Genomic DNA, 17,006 nt, shown 5'->3' with positions numbered 1-17,006 from the left:
GAGCAAGCCCGCTCCCACAGGGGAATGCAGTCAACTGTGAGCGAGCTTGCTCGCGATGCTTTTAGCCGCGCCGCGCGTGGTAGAGGCTCACATGCCGAAACTCTTCGGGCTCGGCCAGATCGGGCAAGGTCATCGCTTCCAGCATCTCGATGCGTCTATACAACGGGTGGCGAAAATCCCTCACGCGCGAATCGGCCACCAGGGCTTCCTGGCCGCGACTCAAGAATTCATCGAGCAACGGCAGATTCGCCCGGTCGTACAGAACGTCGGCCACCAGAATCAGATCAAACCAATCCGCTTCGGCAAAAAAATCCGTCGAGTAGTTGAGGTGTACGTCATTGAGTTCGGCATTCGCCCGGCACGCCGCAATCGCCAGCGGGTCGAGGTCACAGGCCACCACTTCCAGCGCTCCGGCCTTCACCGCCGCAATCCCCGCCACCCCGGAACCGGCGCCGAAATCCAGCACCCGTTTGCCCTCGACCCAGTGTGGGTTCTGGGCGAGATAACGGGCGACCGCCAGCCCACTGGCCCAGCAAAAACTCCAATAAGGCGGCTCATGGAGAATCCGCCGGGTTTCTTCCGGGCTGAACGCGCGGTCCATGTTGTCGCCGTCGATCAGCCAAAGCTTCAGGTCGGTGTCCGGCAACTCACAGGCAATCAGCTGTGCGTCACCGAGCAGTTTACCTAGCGCCTGTTGCAGGTCGAGCGGTGCAGTCATGGCGCTTTGACGAATTGCAGCTGACCCAGCACTTGCGTCGTTGGCTGGCTGATGACTTGCGACGGCAGATGCAAAATCAGCTGGCCGGACTGGCTGACGCGGCCCCGCAGTTCAACGCGGGCACCGACCGGGAAGGATTCCGGGTTGAAACGCAGGTGAAACGGCAGAATCTGATTGGTGCCGATCAGGCTGGAACTGGCCAGCAATTGTTGCGGGCGGCCCTTGTCGTCGATCACCAGCAGCGCCAGTTCGACTTCGGCGCCGGCCGGCACGCCTTGCAGGGTGCCGCTCAATTCACGCTGATACGCGGGCAGCGGGCCGAGGTTGGCCGATTCCTTGGCTTTCTTCTGAGCCTGTTGTGGCGCGGGGCCTGGCGTCGGCGGCTGGGGCTTGGGCGCATCGCTGCTGCAGGCCACCAGCAGGCTGAAAAGACTGAGCAAAACGAGCGGTCTTAGGGACATTTTCGGCTCCAGCAAGGTGAAATCCATGGATCTAGCTCTATAGCCCGTCTGTATACCGCAAACCCTATGGCTTGTCTTGCCACGGGGATGCGCTACCATGGCCCTCCCTTTTTTTGTTGCCTGCCACCATGCACTGTCCCTTCTGCGGTGCCAACGACACCAAGGTCATCGACTCGCGTCTGGTCGCCGAGGGCGAACAGGTGCGCCGCCGGCGTGAATGCCTGGCCTGCGGCGAGCGTTTCACGACGTTCGAGACGGCCGAGCTGGTGTTGCCGCGCCTGATCAAAACCGACGGCAGTCGCCAGCCGTTCGACGAAGAAAAACTCCGCGCCGGCATGCAGCGTGCGCTGGAGAAGCGCCCGGTGAGTGTCGAGCGCCTGGAATCGTCGCTGGTGCACATCAAACACAAACTGCGCGCCACCGGTGAGCGAGAGGTCAAATCCCTTGTCGTCGGTGAACTGGTGATGGCCGAGCTGCAAAAGCTCGACGAAGTCGCCTACATTCGTTTCGCCTCCGTGTATCGGCGCTTCCAGGACCTCAACGAGTTCCGCGAAGAGATCGATCGCCTGGCCAGAGAGCCGGTGAAAGAATGACCACCTCTGTAGAACTTGCCATCCTCGACGCCCATTACATGGCCCGTGCCCTGGAACTGGCGCGCAAAGGTCATTACACGACACACCCCAACCCTCGGGTTGGCTGCGTGATCGTGCGTGACGGGCAGATTGTCGGCGAAGGCTGGCATGTGCGCACCGGCGAACCCCACGCGGAAGTCCACGCCCTGCGCGCCGCCGGCGATAAGGCCAGAGGCGCCACCGCTTACGTGACCCTCGAACCTTGCAGCCACCACGGACGGACGCCGCCTTGTGCGGATGCGCTGGTACATGCGGGTGTGGCTCGGGTCGTCGCGGCGATGCAAGACCCGAATCCGGCGGTTGCCGGTCGTGGCATGCAGCGCCTGGCCCAGGCCGGCATCGCTACCGAAAGCGGTGTGCTGGAAGGCGAAGCGCGCAAGCTCAATGAAGGTTTCCTCAAGCGCATGGAGCACGGCTTGCCGTTCGTGCGGGTCAAGTTGGCCATGAGCCTCGACGGTCGTACGGCGATGGAAAGCGGCGAAAGCCAATGGATCACCGGTCCGGCGGCGCGTTCGGCGGTACAACGCCTGCGCGCTCAGGCCAGCGTGGTGCTGACCGGTGCCGACACGGTGCTGGCAGACAACGCCCGTCTCACTGTGCGTGCTGATGAACTAGGCCTGGATCCTGAGCAAACGGCCCTGGCCATGAGCCGTCCGCCGCTTCGCGTGCTGATCGACGGCCGCCTGCGCGTGCCGCTGGATGCACCGTTCTTCAAGGCCGGGCCTGCATTGGTCGCCACGTGTATGGCGATCGAAGAGCAATACGCCCATGGCCCGGAGTGCTTGATCGTGGCGGGCGAGGATGGCTTGGTCGACCTGCGCAAACTGCTGGTCGAACTGGCCAATCGCGGGGTCAACGAAGTGTTGGTCGAAGCGGGGCCGCGTCTGGCCGGGGCTTTCGCTCAGCAAGGGCTGGTGGACGAGTTTCAGATTTTCATCGCTGGCAAGTTTTTAGGTTCGTCTGCGCGCCCGTTGCTGGATTGGCCGCTCGCGCAAATGAAGGATGCGCCTGAACTCAAAATCACCGAAATTCGCGCGGTTGGCGATGACTGGCGAGTCATCGCCATTCCTTCGCCAGCGGCGAGCGTATAATTCCGGGCCTGCGCCACGCGACGGCCCTGTTCTCGAGGAGGACTCCATGTTTACCGGCATCATTGAATCCATCGGCAGTATTCGTGCATTGACCCCAAAAGGCGGAGATGTGCGGGTACACGTAGAAACCGGCAAGCTCGATCTGAGCGACGTCAAACTGGGCGACAGCATCGCGGTCAACGGCGTGTGCCTGACAGCGGTTGAGTTGCCAGGCAACGGCTTTGCGGCGGACGTCAGCCGCGAAACCCTCGACTGCACTGCCATGAATGATCTGAAAAGCGGCAGCCCGGTGAACCTGGAAAAAGCCCTGACCCCGACCACTCGCCTCGGCGGGCATCTGGTCAGCGGGCACGTCGATGGCGTGGGCGAAGTGGTTGCCCGTACCGAGAATGCTCGCGCTGTGGAGTTTCGCATCCGCGCTCCAAAAGAGCTGGCCAAGTACATCGCCCATAAAGGCTCGATCACCGTCGACGGCACCAGCCTGACCGTGAACGCGGTCGATGGCGCCGAGTTCCTGCTGACGATCATTCCGCACACCCTGAGCGAAACCATCATGGCGTCTTACCAGCCAGGTCGCCGGGTGAATCTTGAAGTTGATTTGCTGGCACGTTATCTGGAGCGCCTGTTGTTGGGCGATAAAGCCGCAGAGCCGACTTCTGGAAACATCACCGAAAGCTTTCTGGCCGCCAACGGCTACCTCAAATCCTGACCCAAGGGGGTGCCTTGTGGCGCTCAATAGCATCGAAGAACTGGTTGAAGACATCCGCCAAGGCAAGATGGTCATCCTCATGGATGACGAAGATCGCGAGAACGAAGGCGACCTGATCATGGCCGCCGAGTGCTGCCAGCCTGAACACATCAACTTCATGGCCAAGCACGCCCGTGGCCTGATCTGCATGCCGATGAGCCGCGAGCGCTGCGAACTGCTGAAGCTGCCCTTGATGGCGCCGCGCAACGGTTCCGGCTTCGGCACCAAGTTCACCGTGTCCATCGAAGCGGCCACTGGCGTGACCACCGGCATTTCTGCCGCCGACCGTGCGCGTACCGTGCAGGCCGCTGCCGCAAAAGACGCCAAGGCTGAAGACATCGTTAGCCCCGGCCACATCTTCCCGTTGATGGCCCAGGCTGGCGGCACCCTCGCTCGAGCCGGCCACACCGAAGCAGCGTGCGACCTGGCGCGCATGGCCGGTTTCGAACCGAGCGGCGTGATCTGCGAAGTGATGAACGACGACGGCACCATGTCCCGCCGGGCGGAACTGGAAGCGTTTGCTGCCGAACACAACATCAAGATCGGCACCATCGCCGACCTTATTCACTACCGGATGATCCACGAACGTACCGTTCAGCGGATTGCCGAGCAGCCGCTGGACAGCGAACTGGGCCAATTCAACCTGGTGACCTATCGTGATTCCGTGGAAGGCGACGTGCACATGGCCCTGACTCTGGGCACCGTGTGCGCCGAAGAGCCGACCCTGGTTCGGGTGCACAACATGGACCCGCTGCGCGACCTGTTGATGGTCAAACAGCCTGGCCGCTGGAGCCTGCGCGCCGCGATGGCTGCGGTTGCCGAGGCTGGCAGTGGCGTGGTGCTGTTGCTCGGCCACCCGCTCGATGGCGACGTGTTGCTGGCGCATATCCGCGAAACCGCGGAGCACGTTCCGGCGAAAAAACCGACCACCTACAGCATCGTTGGTGCCGGTTCGCAGATCCTTCGGGACCTGGGCGTACGCAAAATGCGCCTGATGAGTGCGCCAATGAAATTTAATGCGATATCCGGTTTCGATCTGGAAGTTGTAGAATACGTGCCCTCCGAATAATGACCGGTTGTTTCCAGTCCTTGATTCGCGGTTAACACATCACTGAGGGACGCGTAGAAAACGCGTCCCGGCTCTTTAAGAGATCTAACGAATGACCCTGAAGACCATCGAAGGTACCTTCATCGCCCCTAAAGGCCGCTACGCTTTGGTAGTAGGCCGTTTCAACAGCTTCGTCGTTGAAAGCCTGGTCAGCGGTGCAGTTGATGCCCTGGTTCGCCACGGCGTGAGCGAAAGCGACATCACCATCATCCGCGCACCTGGCGCCTTCGAAATCCCGCTGGTTGCGCAGAAAGTCGCTCAGAAGGGCGAATACGCGGCAATCATCGCCCTGGGCGCGGTCATTCGTGGCGGTACTCCGCACTTCGAATACGTGGCTGGCGAATGCACCAAGGGCCTGGCCCAGGTGTCCATGGAGTTCGGCGTTCCAGTCGCATTTGGCGTGCTGACCGTTGATTCCATCGAGCAAGCCATCGAACGTTCCGGCACCAAGGCCGGTAACAAAGGTGCTGAAGCTGCCCTGTCCGCTCTGGAAATGGTCAGCCTGCTGGCGCAGTTGGAGGCCAAGTGATTAGCGACGAAAGCGATCGTTTCAACCCGCGCGATCCAAAGCCTGCGGATGCCGGCAAGCCATCGAAAAGCGTCAAGCGTCGCGAAGCCCGTCAGCTTGCGACTCAGGCGCTGTACCAATGGCACATGGCCAAGCAGTCGCTGAACGAGATCGAAGCGCAGTTCCGGGTCGATAACGATTTCAGCGATGTCGATGCCGCTTACTTTCACGACATCCTGCACGGCGTTCCGGCTCACAAGCCTGAGATCGACGCTGCACTGACGCCGTGCCTGGACATCACCATCGAAGAGCTGGACCCGGTTGAACTGGCCGTTCTGCGCCTGTCTACCTGGGAACTGCTCAAGCGCGTCGACGTGCCGTACCGCGTTGTGATCAACGAAGGTATCGAGCTGGCGAAAGTCTTCGGTTCCACCGACGGCCACAAGTTCGTCAACGGTGTACTCGACAAGCTGGCCCCGCGTCTGCGTGAAGCTGAAGTGAAGGCGTTCAAGCGCTAATCGGCGCTTGCAGTGTCCTGTCTCGCCGATACGTTCGTTTTTTAGCGAGTGGCTGGTGTTGCCAGACAAGGCGCCGCGACGAGTCATAGCGTGCTATGGCGAGGAGCGGCAACGCAGTATGGCGACACCAGACGCCGCTTAAAAATGAACAGTATTGGTGAGAGAGGACACCCCTATGGGTGAGTTTGAGCTGATCCGCAATTTCTTCGCCACCGCGCCTTGTGCGCAGGGCGGCGAAGGCGTTGCCCTTGGGATCGGCGATGACTGCGCCTTGCTGGCTGTTCCTCCCGGGGAGCAGTTGGCCATTTCCACCGACACACTGGTTGCCGGTGTGCATTTCGCAGATCCTTGCGACCCGTTTCTGCTCGGTCAGCGCTCGCTGGCCGTGGCCGTCAGCGATTTGGCTGCCATGGGCGCCACTCCCGTTGCCTTTACCCTTGCCCTGACTTTGCCGACGGTGACCGCCGATTGGCTGGACGCCTACGCCCGTGGTTTGAACCTCATGGCGCAGAACTGTGGTGTGGCGCTGGTGGGCGGTGATACCACCCGTGGACCATTGAGCCTGACGATGACCGTATTCGGTCGTGTGCCGGCAGGTTTGGCGTTGACCCGAAGCGGTGCGCAGCCAGGCGATTTGCTGTGCGTTGGCGGTGAACTTGGTAACGCGGCGGGGGCATTGCCGCTAGTACTCGGTCAGCGGACGGCTGAAGCCGCCATCGCCGATCCGCTGCTGGCACATTACTGGTCGCCGCAGCCGCAACTCGCGTTGGGCCAGGCGCTGCGCGGCAAAGCCACCTCGGCGCTGGACATCTCCGACGGCCTGCTCGCGGACTGCGGGCATATTGCCCTCGCGTCACAGGTCGGCATTCAGGTTGAACGGGACACGCTGCCATTGTCGAAAGCTTTAGTGGCCTTCCTCGGTCAATCGGGTGCCGAAAAAGCGGCCCTGAGCGGCGGTGATGATTACGTGCTGGCCTTTACCTTGCCGTCCGTCGAGTTGCCGCAATTGTTGAGCGACGGCTGGCCGATCCATGTGGTCGGCCGTGTTGTGACGGGGCAGGGCGTGGTGCTTCTGGACGCCGACGGACAAGACATCACCCCGCAAGCCCGGGGCTATCAACATTTTCGGGAGACACCGTGACAGATCATCCCAAACAGGTCCCGGCGGAATTCGTACCGCCCTCGGTCTGGCGCAATCCGTGGCATTTCCTGGCGTTCGGCTTCGGCTCGGGCACCTTGCCAAAAGCACCGGGCACCTGGGGTTCGTTAGTTGCGCTACCCTTTATCCCGTTGTGGCAGATGCTGCCCGATTGGGGTTACTGGCTGATGCTCGGCATCACCATGCTGTTCGGCTTCTGGCTGTGCGGCAAGGTTGCCGACGATTTGCGGGTGCACGACCACGAAGGCATCGTCTGGGATGAAATGGTCGGGATGTGGATCACCTTGTGGCTGGTGCCGGAAGGTTGGTACTGGCTGCTGGCGGGGTTTTTGATGTTCCGCTTCTTCGACATCCTCAAGCCGTGGCCGATTCGCTGGATCGACCGGCATGTGCATGGCGGAGTCGGGATCATGCTCGATGACGTATTGGCCGGGGTGTTTGCGTGGTTGGCGATGCAGGGGCTGGTATGGATTTTTGCCTGACGGGCAAAACAGGGGACTAGGGATGGCTCGACGCTGGTTGGCTGTGATGATTTTCGCGATGTTTTGCTCGCTCGCCCAGGCGGGTGACGGGGCGACGACGCCGTCGGTGATTCATCTGGCCAGCGAAGACTGGGAAGACTACACCGCCGCCGATGGCCACGGTCTGGGCTGGGACGTGTTGCGGGAAGTCTTCGAGCCGGCGGGGGTCAAGCTGGACATCCGTAGCGAACCCTACGTCCGCTCCATGGGCCTGGCCCAGCGCGGCGAAGTGGATGCCTGTGTCGGCTCCTATCTTGATGAGTCCAGCGATCTGCTCTATCCGCGCTGGAACTTCGATACCGATCACATCTATGCCCTGGGACTGGCCAGCAACCCCGCACCGACCCCGGAAACCCTGGGAAACTATCGACTGGCCTGGGTCCGCGGTTACGACTATCAGGATTACCTGCCCAACGTACGCCGCTATAACGAAGTCATGCGGCGCACCGGGATTTTGTCGATGTTGACCCACAACCGCGCCGACTTTTACATCGACGCGCTGACCGAGGTTGACTACGTCATCAGGCGGGCCAAGGATCCGTCGCAGTTCCGTCGCACCCACATTGCAGAATTGCCGCTGTATCTGTGCTTTGCCAAGACTCCCAAGGCCCGGACACTGATGGCGCTGTTTGATCAACGCATGGAACAACTGGTGAAAAGCGGCCAGCTGAAACCGATCTTCGAGCGCTGGAAACAACCCTATCCGTTCGATTCAAACTGAACACGGTCAATGTAGGAGCTGCCGAAGGCTGCGATCTTTTGATCTTTGTGCCTTCAAAGGCACCGCACATCAAGATCAAAAGATCGCAGCCTTCGGCAGCTCCTACATTGATCGCAGGGGACCTGATATCTAACTTTTTGATTGTTATGCCCCATAATTCAGCCTAAGCGTCTGTCGGAACGTGCTGTTACAATGCCGCGTCTGCGAATCTCCAGTACTTATTGATCAGGAGCACACCGGTGCCTGTCGTTTTTGTCGCCGCTTCCAAGCTGCCAACGCCTTTTGCGCAATTCACCATGCACGGCTTTCTCGATGAAGAAAACGGGCGCGAGCACGTTGTGCTGAGCCTGGGTGAGTTCGTCGACGGTGCCCCGGTACTCGGCCGGTTGCATTCCGAATGCCTGACCGGCGATGCTTTGTTCAGCCAGCGTTGCGACTGCGGCTCGCAACTCGAGGCCGCTTTGCAAGCCATCGCCCGTGAAGGTCGTGGCGTGTTGCTGTACTTGCGTCAAGAGGGCCGTGGCATTGGCCTGCTGAACAAGATCCGCGCCTATGAATTGCAGGATGGCGGCGCCGATACCGTTGAAGCCAACGAGCGTCTGGGCTTTGCCGCCGATCAACGTGACTACGCCATGTGCCTGCCGATGCTGGAGCACCTGGGCGTGAAATCCCTGCGTCTGATGACCAATAACCCACGCAAGGTCAAAGCCTTGACCGACATGGGCATCGTGGTCGCCGAGCGCGTGCCGCTGCACACCGGCCACAATCCGCACAACAAACTCTACCTGGCCACCAAGGCCAGCAAGCTCGACCACATGATGGGCAACGAGCATCAGGGTGAGGCTGACCGGGCGTGACCCGCGGTCAGGTTCGGCGGCGACTGTCCGTCAATTGGTGGCAATACCTGGCGCTGGCCTTGGTGCCGCTGTTCGTGATCAACGGCGTGTTTGGCCAGAGCGAGGCGATCCTGCCGGTGCTGGCGATGCCGTTGTTCATCGCGGGCGTGGCGTCGATGTTTGTCAGCCTGAAATTCTTTGGCGGCTACAAACACGCGTTGATCGCCACTCAAAAAGCCCTCGACACCCCTGAAGAACCTGCTGCCTGGATCGCCCTGGCTGCCAAGCGTCGCACGGCGTTCCTGGCTGCCGGCCTACCGGCCTGGATTGGCGCGCTGGCGGTATTCGTCGGCCTCGAAGCCGTGCCGTTGATGCTGCTGGCGCTGTCGACCCTGGTGCTGTTTTACCTCTACCGTATCCCGCGTCAACTCGGCTGATGCGACCCTTCTGGCTGGCGGTTTTGCTGCTGGCCGTCAGTGGCCAGGCGGCTGCGGTCGAACGCGTTGTCAGCCTCGCGCCATCGCTCTCTGAAATCGTTGTTGAGCTGGGTTCAGCCGACCTGCTGGTGGGTGTGCTGGATGCCGGTGAGCGTCCTGCCGAGCTCAAAGATCTGCCTTCGGTTGGACGCTACGGTCAGCTGGACATGGAACAGTTGCTCAGTCTCAAACCCGATCTGTTGTTGCTCTGGCCCGGCAGCGTTGGCCCGGCCCAGCGTGAACAGCTCAAGCGGTTGAACCTCCCGACCTACATTGCTGAACCCCACAACCTCGAACAACTCACTTCGCAGATTGAAGCGATTGCCTCACAGCTCGGCCGTCCGGAGCGTGGCGCTTCATTGGCTGAAAATTTGCGTCAACGGCTGGGTTCTCTGCGCCAGCGTTATCGTCGGGATGTGCCATTGCGGGTGTTTTATCAGGTCTGGGATCGACCGCTGTACACCGTTGGCGGCGGGCAGATCATCAGCGATGCGCTTGAGGTGTGTGGGGCGCGCAATGTGTTTGCCGACCTGACACTGCCGGCGCCGCAGGTCAGTATTGAAGCGGTATTGCAGCGTAATCCAGACGTGATTCTGGCCAGCGATCAGGCGCAACTCGATGCGTGGAAAGCCTGGCCGCAGGTTGCCGCAGTGGCGCAGGGGAAATTGCTGTTGGTGACGGATAAAGGGCTGGAGCGGCCGAGTGGGCAGATGATCGAGGCGACGGCGAAGTTGTGCCATGTGATCGCGCCGGACAGCTGAGACCGAGGTGCCTGCTTCGCGAGCAAGCCCGCTCCCACATTGGATCTCTGTGCGACACACCCCCCCTGTGGGAGCGGGCTTGCTCGCGAAGAGGCCAGTTCAAATACCACAGTTTTCAGATCAGAGCTCCGGCATCCAGGTCACCCCAAACATCCACACCCGACCCTCCTCGCGATACCCATACTGACTGCCATCATGGCTGTACAGCGCCCGGCTATAACCCTTGTCCAACAGGTTATCGACCTTCAACTCAAGCTTGATCTCACGATTCAATTCCCAGCTACTGCGCAACCCCAGCAACGCATACCCGCCCAACGGCTGCTGATTGTTCTCATCGTCATAGCTGCTGCTCACCGCCTGCCAGCTGGCGCCGAGCCCTAGCCGGTCGAACTGCCGATCCAGATCCAGGCTCAAAGTCCGCCGCGCGCGACGAGCCAGGGTGTGCCCACTGTCACGATCCCGCGGGTCGATGATCGCCACGCCGAGGTTGCTCTGCCAGCCGAACAGTTCCTGTTTCAATGCCGCCTCGAACCCGTTGATTCGTGCCGAGGCCACGTTCTGCGGCCGTGAGTTGCTACCGAAAATAATCGCGTCTTCCAGGTCCGTACGGTACAGAGAAGCTTCCAGGCGAGCGGTGTCGGTCAGCTGACTGCGCCATTGCAGCTCATAGCTTTTCGAGGTCTCGGGTTTCAGATCCGGATTACTGAAGTCGGGGTAATACAGATCATTGAACGTCGGCGCGCGGAACCCTTCACTGTAGGTCAGCAGCACATCGTTATCCGGATTCAGCGGCAGGGTGAAGGTGCCGCTCCAGCTGTTCTGGCCGCCGAACTGTTGGTTCTGATCGCGGCGCAGGCCCAGCTCGGTGGAGAAGCTTTCTGCCTGGTAATGATGCTGAATGAACGCCGCACGGTTCCAGCGGCTGTCCTCGTCGAATGGCGTGCTGCTGTTGATCCGGTCCTCGTACCAGTCGCCGCCGAGGATCAGGCTGTTGCGCTCGTCGAGGGTCAGGTCGTTCTGCCAGTTCACCGAGTCGCGATACGTGTTGAACACACTGCGTTCGTCACCGAGCTTGTCCAAAGTCTTTTCGCGGTTTTCGCTGTGGCCGAACTCGACGCGGGTTTTCCACAGGTCACTGATACGCGCATCGACATAATTGCTGACGCTGCTCACCGCGAAGTCGCTGTAGGGCTGCTGCTGGACTGAGCCGAACGTGTCCATGTCGAAGCGGCCGAACGGATTGTCGAACTCACTTTTGCCACGGTTATCCAGCAGGTTGGCGCCGATTTCGATGTCATCGGTGAGAGCGTGACTCAGGCTCAAACTCATCGATTTGTTGCGGTATTCGTCATGATCGCCGTCGCTGGGATACGACTCGCGGGTGCGATTGATTCCGGCGGTTTCATCGAGGCTGGCGCCGAGATTGAATCGGGTCTGCTCGTCGCCGCCGGACAGCCCGAGGCTGCGTTCCCAAGTCTGGTTGCTGCCAAAGCCCACGTGCATTCGCGGTTGCAAGCCTTGCTCGTCGCCGCGACGAGTGAAAATCTGGATCACCCCGCCAATCGCATCGCTGCCATAAATCACCGAGCGGGAACCGCGCAGCACTTCCACGCGCTCGACCTGTTCGATGTTGATGTGTTGCAGGTTGCTGTCGCCGGAGGTGGCGTTGCCGATGCGCTGGCCGTCGACCAGCACCAGGCTTTGGGCTGACTTGGTGCCGCGAATGTAAATCCCCGGCAGACTCCCGCGCCCGCCGGTTTGTCCGACCTGCACACCCGGCACACGACGCAGCAAGTCAGTCACGCTGCTCGGTTGCAGGCGATCAATATCTTCGCGGGTGAACACGGTGTTGGCGGCGCTGCTGTCATTGCGAGCTTCGACCTGACGGTTGGCGCTGATCAGCACGTCGGGAAGCTTCAGGGCCTGATCGCGTTCGAAGGTGTCGGCCAGCAGTTGACCGGCCGGCAGCAGGGTCAGCGTCAGGGCGAGGCGGGAGAGTTTCATCGGCAGTCCATTGGCTTTGGAGCGAATGCAGTTTTGAAAGGCATGAAAACCAATGTGGGAGCGGGCTTGCTCGCGAAAGCGGTGGATCAGTCAACATTTCAGTCGACTGACAGTCCGCATTCGCGAGCAAGCCCGCTCCCACAAAGTTTTGCGTTTAAATATTCAGGAGTTGTAAGCGCTCACGAACCGAAGCTTCGATCCCTGCCTCATCCAGCCCGCATTCGGCCAGCATTTGCGCAGGCTTGGCGTGCTCGACGTAACTGTCCGGCAAGCCCAGGTGCAGCATCGACTTGAGGATGTTTTCGCGGGCGAGAAATTCGCTGACTGCGCCACCGGCACCGCCCATGATCGCGTTCTCTTCGATGGTCACCAGCAGCTCGTGGCTGCCGGCGATGTCGCGAACCAGTGCTTCATCGAGTGGCTTGACGAAGCGCATGTCGACCACGGTTGCATCCAGCGTCTCGGCGACTTTCAGCGCCTCGGCCAGTTGCACGCCGAACACCAGCAGGGCGACGTTGCTGCCCTGACGACGAACCACACCCTTGCCGATTTCGATCGGCTCGAGGTTTTTCTCGATCGTCGCGTTCGGGCCAGTGCCGCGCGGATAACGCACCGCCGCCGGGCCGTTAAACAGGTGGCCGGTGGTGAGCATTTTGCGCAGTTCGTTTTCGTCGCTCGGGGTCATCACCAGCATGCCGGGGATGCAGCGCAGGAACGACAGGTCGAAGCTACCCGCGTGAGTCGGGCCGTCCTCGCCCACCAGACCGGCACGGTCGATGGCGAACAGCACGTCGAGGTTTTGCACCGCGACGTCATGAATCAATTGGTCGTAGCCACGTTGAAGGAACGTCGAATAAATCGCCACCACCGGTTTCGCGCCTTCGCAGGCCATGCCGGCAGCAAGGGTCACTGCGTGTTGTTCGGCAATCGCCACATCGAAATAGCGCAGCGGGAAACGCTCGCTGAAGGCCACCAGATCGGAGCCTTCTTTCATCGCCGGAGTGATCCCGACGAGACGCGGATCGGACGCGGCCATGTCACACAGCCATTCACCGAACACGCCGGAATACTTCGGTCCGCCAGCTTTCTTCGGCGCGGCGGCCGGAGCGTCCAGCGGGTCGAGTTTGGTGATCGCGTGGTAACCGATCGGGTCGACTTCCGCCGGGGCGAAGCCTTTGCCTTTCTTGGTGACGACGTGCAGGAACTGCGGGCCTTTCAGATCGCGCATGTTGCGCAGGGTGGCGATCAGGGTCGGCAGGTCGTGGCCATCGATCGGGCCGATGTAGTTCCAGCCCAGTTCTTCAAACAGCGTGCCGGGGACCAGCATGCCTTTGGCGTATTCTTCGGTGCGACGGGCGATTTCCCAGGCACCGGGCAGGCGCGACAGGACCTTTTTGCTGCCTTCACGCATGCTCGCGTAAGTGCGGCTGGAAAGGATCTTCGCCAGATAGTTCGATAGCCCGCCGACGTTGCGCGAGATCGACATGTCGTTGTCGTTGAGGATCACCAGCATGTTGGCGTTCACTTCCGGCGCATGGTTCAGCGCCTCGAAGGCCATGCCGGCAGTCAATGCGCCGTCGCCGATCACGGCAATGGCCTTGCGATCACTGTTCTGCAGGCGGGCGGCAATGGCCATGCCCAGCGCTGCGCTGATCGACGTACTGGAGTGGCCGACGCCAAAGGTGTCGTACTCGCTCTCGGAACGACGCGGGAAAGCCGCGACGCCGTCCTTTTGGCGCAGGGTGCCCATGCGCTCGCGACGGCCGGTGAGGATTTTGTGCGGATAGGCCTGATGACCCACGTCCCACACCAGCCGGTCGTCCGGGGTGTCGAAGACGTAATGCAGCGCGATGGTCAGCTCGATGACGCCCAGGCCGGCACCGAAATGCCCGCCGGTCTGACCGACCGTGTAGAGCAATTCCAGGCGCAACTCATCGGCCAGGGTTTCCAGCTCGGCTTCGCCTAACCGGCGCAGGCCGTCCGGCGTGTTGGCACGGTCGAGCAGGGGCGTGGTCGGGCGCTTGCGGGGAATCTCATGAAACGTCGTGGGCATCAGGCGAATCGTTATAGGTATAAAAGATGCGGCAGTTTACCTGATGCATCGCCCCCTGCCCACGCGTAGGTCTTTTTTGGCGGATACGCCGTCAGCTGCGCCGATCGACGATATAACGGGCCAGATCGCGCAACGGCTCGGCTGCCGCGTCAAACGGTCGCAGCGCATGCAGGGCCTGATCGCGCAGCTCCAGGGCGTAGGCCTTGGCTGCATCGAGTCCGAGCAGGGCCGGATAGGTCGGCTTGTCGCGTGCGATGTCGGCCCCTTGGCGTTTACCGAGGGTTTCGGTATCGCTTTCGACGTCGAGAATGTCGTCCTGCACCTGGAACGCCAGGCCGATGGCCTGTGCATAAGTCTGCAAGGACTTGAGTTCGTCTTTCTCGGCACGGCCACTGGCCAGGGCGCCGAGTTTGACGCTGACCTCGATCAGCGCGCCGGTCTTGTGCCGGTGCATGTATTCCAGGGCTTTTTGATCGAGTTTCAGACCGACCGAACCAAGGTCGATGGCCTGACCTCCGACCATGCCGGCCGGGCCTGCGGCCAATGCGAGAGCACTGACCATTTGCAGGCGGATTTCAGCGTCCGAGGTGCTCAGGCGAGGGTCGAGCAGGGCGCTGAAGGCCAGACTCTGCAAACCGTCACCGGCCAGAATCGCGCAGGCTTCATCGAATTTTTTGTGAGTGGTCGGCTGGCCGCGACGCAGATCGTCGTCGTCCATCGCCGGCAAATCGTCATGCACCAGGGAATAAGCGTGAATCAGCTCCACCGCGCACGCTGCGCCGTTGGCCTGCTCAGCCTTGCCGCCCAGCGCTTCGCACGCGGCGTAGGCCAGCAGCGGGCGAACCCGTTTGCCGCCATTCATCACGCTGTAGCGCATGGCTTCGTACAGACGCGCGAGCTCAGGGCTCGGTGCGTTGAACAGGGTTTCCAGTGCAGCGTTGACGCGGGCCTGGCTGGTCGCCGAATACGCTGCAATCATTCTGGTTGATCCGCTTCGAAGGGTTCCTCGGCCAGCTCGCCATCACGCTCGAGCAGCACCTGAACCTTTTGCTCGGCCTGGGCCAGCGCCGCCTGGCAATCGCGGGTCAGACCGATGCCCTGCTCGAAAGCCGTCAGCGAGTCTTCCAGCGACAATTCGCCGTTCTCCAGACGCTCCACCAGCGTTTGCAGGTCAGCGAGAGATTGTTCGAAATCCAGTGCAGCTTTTTTGCGGGCCATGGCGGCTATTTCCGGTTGACGTTAAACCGGCGCGACACTAGCAGACATGGGGGGTATGGGCAAATGAGCAGCCCGTAAAAGCCCTGCTGCGACGTCGGAAAAACCGGACTCAGGATGCTGCGTCATCGGGATAACTGATCCGGTACCGAGTACTGCGCCCTCCGCCGGGCAGGCGTTCCAGGCAGCCCTTCTCCAGCAGTTCGGCCAGATGACGGGTCGCGGTGGCTTTCGAAACCTTGGCGACTGCCTGGTATTGAGCCGCGCTGATGCCCGCCTCGAAACCTCGTTCCCCACCATCAAGCAAGCGATTGAGGACCTTTACCTGGTCAACCGACAGCGATGACATCCTGTGCGCCTGCCAGAAACGCGCCTTGCCCAGCACGCTTTCGATCCGGGCCATGGCTTGCTGCAAGCTGCGCAGCAGGGTTTGCAGAAACCACTCCAGCCACTCGGTGATATCCAGTGTGGCTTTCTGGCAGGTTTCGAGCACTCGATAATAGCCGGACCGGTCTTCGAGAATGCTCGCCGACATGGCATAGAAACGGATGGCTTGATCTTCACCCTGAGCCAATGCCAGATCGGTGATCGTGCGCGTCAGGCGCCCGTTGCCATCGTCGAAAGGGTGCAGGGTGACGAACCAGAAGTGCGCGATGCCGGCCCGCAGCAATGGATCGAGTCCCGCCTGATTTCGGCTGGCGGTAAACCAGGTGAGGAAAGTGTCGAGCTGTCGCTCAAGGCCCTGACGAGGCGGGGCTTCGAAGTGAACGGTTGGCCTGTCGAGGCGGCCGGACACCACTTGCATCGGATCATCGCCGCGTAGCGCACCGACGCGGATCGGCCGGGCAGCGAGATCGGTCTCTTGCTCGGGAAACAGCCATTCGTGCCAATCCAGTAATCGCTCCAGCGTCAGCGGTTCAGCGAAATGCTGAGTGGCGTCGAGCATCAATTGCGCCAGCCCTTCACTGCGCTGGCTGACATTGTTGCCATCGACCAGCTCCATCCCCAACCGCCGCGCCAATGACGAGCGAACCGAGCCGACATTCAGCTGCTCACCCTCAATGGCGGATGAGGTCACGATGTTCTGCAACAGTGCATCCAGTTCGCTCTGAGCACTCAGCGAACTGCCCACTGAGCTGGCCATGCCCATCAACCGACCTTGGGCCTGCACGCACTCGCGCAATAGCGGAGTCAGGCGCTCTGCTTGCCAGTTGAAATTGGGCCAATCGGGCTGCTGCCAGATCCAGTCAGGTGCCATGAACTCAGTGCTCTTGGAGAGGGTGAGCCGAATAAAAACGTTATTCGGCTCATATGGTGAGCCGAATATGACGCCTATTCGGCTCACCGTCCACCTGCCAGCGTGAATCCCCCCGCAAATATAGAGGTATCCGATTGTTAAAAAACCGCCGAATGGCTAATCTTCGCGCCTTCTACGACCCGATAGTCATGGGTCTTTTTGACGAAACGCAGTTTTTG

Annotated in this window: 19 protein-coding genes; 12 read left to right on the top strand and 7 right to left on the bottom strand. The window is 61.0% G+C overall.

Annotation, left to right across the window (positions count from 1 at the left end; all coding sequences use genetic code 11):
- Nucleotides 1–61 precede the first annotated feature (61 nt).
- Together E3W21_RS29840 and E3W21_RS29835 are read right to left on the bottom strand one after the other, a co-directional pair.
- A complete protein-coding gene (locus E3W21_RS29840; RefSeq protein ID WP_134423303.1) occupies nt 62–718 on the bottom strand; it encodes a methyltransferase in 657 nt (218 codons plus the stop codon).
- Nucleotides 715–1,179: a YbaY family lipoprotein gene (locus E3W21_RS29835; protein ID WP_134423301.1), complete on the bottom strand. Its 465-nt coding sequence runs from the start codon at nt 1,177–1,179 to the stop codon at nt 715–717. Before E3W21_RS29835 ends, E3W21_RS29840 begins: the two co-directional genes overlap by 4 nt.
- A 128-nt stretch (nt 1,180–1,307) precedes the next feature.
- On the opposite strand from E3W21_RS29835, the gene nrdR reads away from it, so the two are divergent.
- From nrdR to E3W21_RS29775, 12 genes are all read left to right on the top strand, one after another.
- A complete protein-coding gene (nrdR, locus tag E3W21_RS29830) occupies nt 1,308–1,772 on the top strand; it encodes a transcriptional regulator NrdR (RefSeq protein WP_003228656.1) in 465 nt (154 codons plus the stop codon).
- Entirely contained in the window at nt 1,769–2,902 is a 1,134-nt protein-coding gene (ribD, locus tag E3W21_RS29825; RefSeq protein ID WP_134423299.1) for a bifunctional diaminohydroxyphosphoribosylaminopyrimidine deaminase/5-amino-6-(5-phosphoribosylamino)uracil reductase RibD, read from the top strand. The genes nrdR and ribD overlap by 4 nt, the downstream gene beginning before the upstream one ends.
- A gap of 46 nt (nt 2,903–2,948) precedes the next feature.
- Nucleotides 2,949–3,611 carry a riboflavin synthase gene (locus E3W21_RS29820; protein WP_134423297.1) on the top strand — a complete coding sequence of 221 codons (663 nt, stop codon included), beginning with the start codon at nt 2,949–2,951 and terminating at the stop codon, nt 3,609–3,611.
- A gap of 16 nt (nt 3,612–3,627) precedes the next feature.
- Nucleotides 3,628–4,719: a bifunctional 3,4-dihydroxy-2-butanone-4-phosphate synthase/GTP cyclohydrolase II gene (gene ribBA, locus E3W21_RS29815; RefSeq protein WP_033059428.1), complete on the top strand. Its 1,092-nt coding sequence runs from the start codon at nt 3,628–3,630 to the stop codon at nt 4,717–4,719.
- A gap of 91 nt (nt 4,720–4,810) precedes the next feature.
- Nucleotides 4,811–5,287 carry a 6,7-dimethyl-8-ribityllumazine synthase gene (gene ribE / locus E3W21_RS29810; RefSeq protein ID WP_003185938.1) on the top strand — a complete coding sequence of 159 codons (477 nt, stop codon included), beginning with the start codon at nt 4,811–4,813 and terminating at the stop codon, nt 5,285–5,287.
- Nucleotides 5,284–5,784: a transcription antitermination factor NusB gene (gene nusB, locus E3W21_RS29805; protein ID WP_008153530.1), complete on the top strand. Its 501-nt coding sequence runs from the start codon at nt 5,284–5,286 to the stop codon at nt 5,782–5,784. The genes ribE and nusB overlap by 4 nt, the downstream gene beginning before the upstream one ends.
- Nucleotides 5,785–5,959: 175 nt before the next feature.
- Nucleotides 5,960–6,925 (top strand): thiamine-phosphate kinase, encoded by a 966-nt coding sequence (gene thiL, locus E3W21_RS29800; protein WP_134423294.1) that lies wholly within the window; start codon nt 5,960–5,962, stop codon nt 6,923–6,925.
- The gene (locus E3W21_RS29795; RefSeq protein ID WP_003228639.1) at nt 6,922–7,425 is read left to right on the top strand and encodes a phosphatidylglycerophosphatase A; all 504 of its coding nucleotides are present in this window, start codon (nt 6,922–6,924) and stop codon (nt 7,423–7,425) included. Before thiL ends, E3W21_RS29795 begins: the two co-directional genes overlap by 4 nt.
- A gap of 22 nt (nt 7,426–7,447) precedes the next feature.
- A complete protein-coding gene (locus tag E3W21_RS29790; protein WP_134423292.1) occupies nt 7,448–8,185 on the top strand; it encodes an ABC transporter substrate-binding protein in 738 nt (245 codons plus the stop codon).
- A gap of 239 nt (nt 8,186–8,424) precedes the next feature.
- Nucleotides 8,425–9,042, top strand: coding sequence for a GTP cyclohydrolase II (gene ribA / locus E3W21_RS29785; RefSeq protein WP_033059420.1), 618 nt, complete (start codon nt 8,425–8,427; stop codon nt 9,040–9,042).
- A complete protein-coding gene (locus tag E3W21_RS29780; protein WP_033059418.1) occupies nt 9,039–9,458 on the top strand; it encodes a hypothetical protein in 420 nt (139 codons plus the stop codon). The genes ribA and E3W21_RS29780 overlap by 4 nt, the downstream gene beginning before the upstream one ends.
- Nucleotides 9,458–10,258: a cobalamin-binding protein gene (locus tag E3W21_RS29775; protein ID WP_134423290.1), complete on the top strand. Its 801-nt coding sequence runs from the start codon at nt 9,458–9,460 to the stop codon at nt 10,256–10,258. Before E3W21_RS29780 ends, E3W21_RS29775 begins: the two co-directional genes overlap by 1 nt.
- A gap of 120 nt (nt 10,259–10,378) precedes the next feature.
- Here E3W21_RS29775 and E3W21_RS29770 read toward each other — a convergent pair whose 3' ends face one another.
- From E3W21_RS29770 to E3W21_RS29745, 5 genes are all read right to left on the bottom strand, one after another.
- Nucleotides 10,379–12,262 (bottom strand): TonB-dependent receptor domain-containing protein, encoded by a 1,884-nt coding sequence (locus E3W21_RS29770; protein ID WP_134423288.1) that lies wholly within the window; start codon nt 12,260–12,262, stop codon nt 10,379–10,381.
- A 154-nt stretch (nt 12,263–12,416) separates the two neighbouring features.
- Nucleotides 12,417–14,315 (bottom strand): 1-deoxy-D-xylulose-5-phosphate synthase, encoded by a 1,899-nt coding sequence (gene dxs, locus E3W21_RS29760; RefSeq protein ID WP_134423286.1) that lies wholly within the window; start codon nt 14,313–14,315, stop codon nt 12,417–12,419.
- Between the two features lie 91 nt (nt 14,316–14,406).
- The gene (gene ispA / locus E3W21_RS29755) at nt 14,407–15,294 is read right to left on the bottom strand and encodes a (2E,6E)-farnesyl diphosphate synthase (protein ID WP_129440828.1); all 888 of its coding nucleotides are present in this window, start codon (nt 15,292–15,294) and stop codon (nt 14,407–14,409) included.
- Nucleotides 15,291–15,533, bottom strand: coding sequence for an exodeoxyribonuclease VII small subunit (locus tag E3W21_RS29750; RefSeq protein ID WP_056743654.1), 243 nt, complete (start codon nt 15,531–15,533; stop codon nt 15,291–15,293). The genes ispA and E3W21_RS29750 overlap by 4 nt, the downstream gene beginning before the upstream one ends.
- 109 nt (nt 15,534–15,642) lie before the next feature.
- Nucleotides 15,643–16,788 carry a Fic family protein gene (locus tag E3W21_RS29745; protein WP_134423284.1) on the bottom strand — a complete coding sequence of 382 codons (1,146 nt, stop codon included), beginning with the start codon at nt 16,786–16,788 and terminating at the stop codon, nt 15,643–15,645.
- Nucleotides 16,789–17,006 lie beyond the last annotated feature (218 nt).

Origin of the sequence: Pseudomonas sp. F01002 (assembly GCF_004402115.1) — a bacterium.
In the GTDB taxonomy this organism is placed as follows: domain Bacteria; phylum Pseudomonadota; class Gammaproteobacteria; order Pseudomonadales; family Pseudomonadaceae; genus Aquipseudomonas; species Aquipseudomonas frigoris.
Note: the sequence above shows the minus strand (reverse complement) of the source record. Positions and strands in the feature narration are given on the sequence as shown.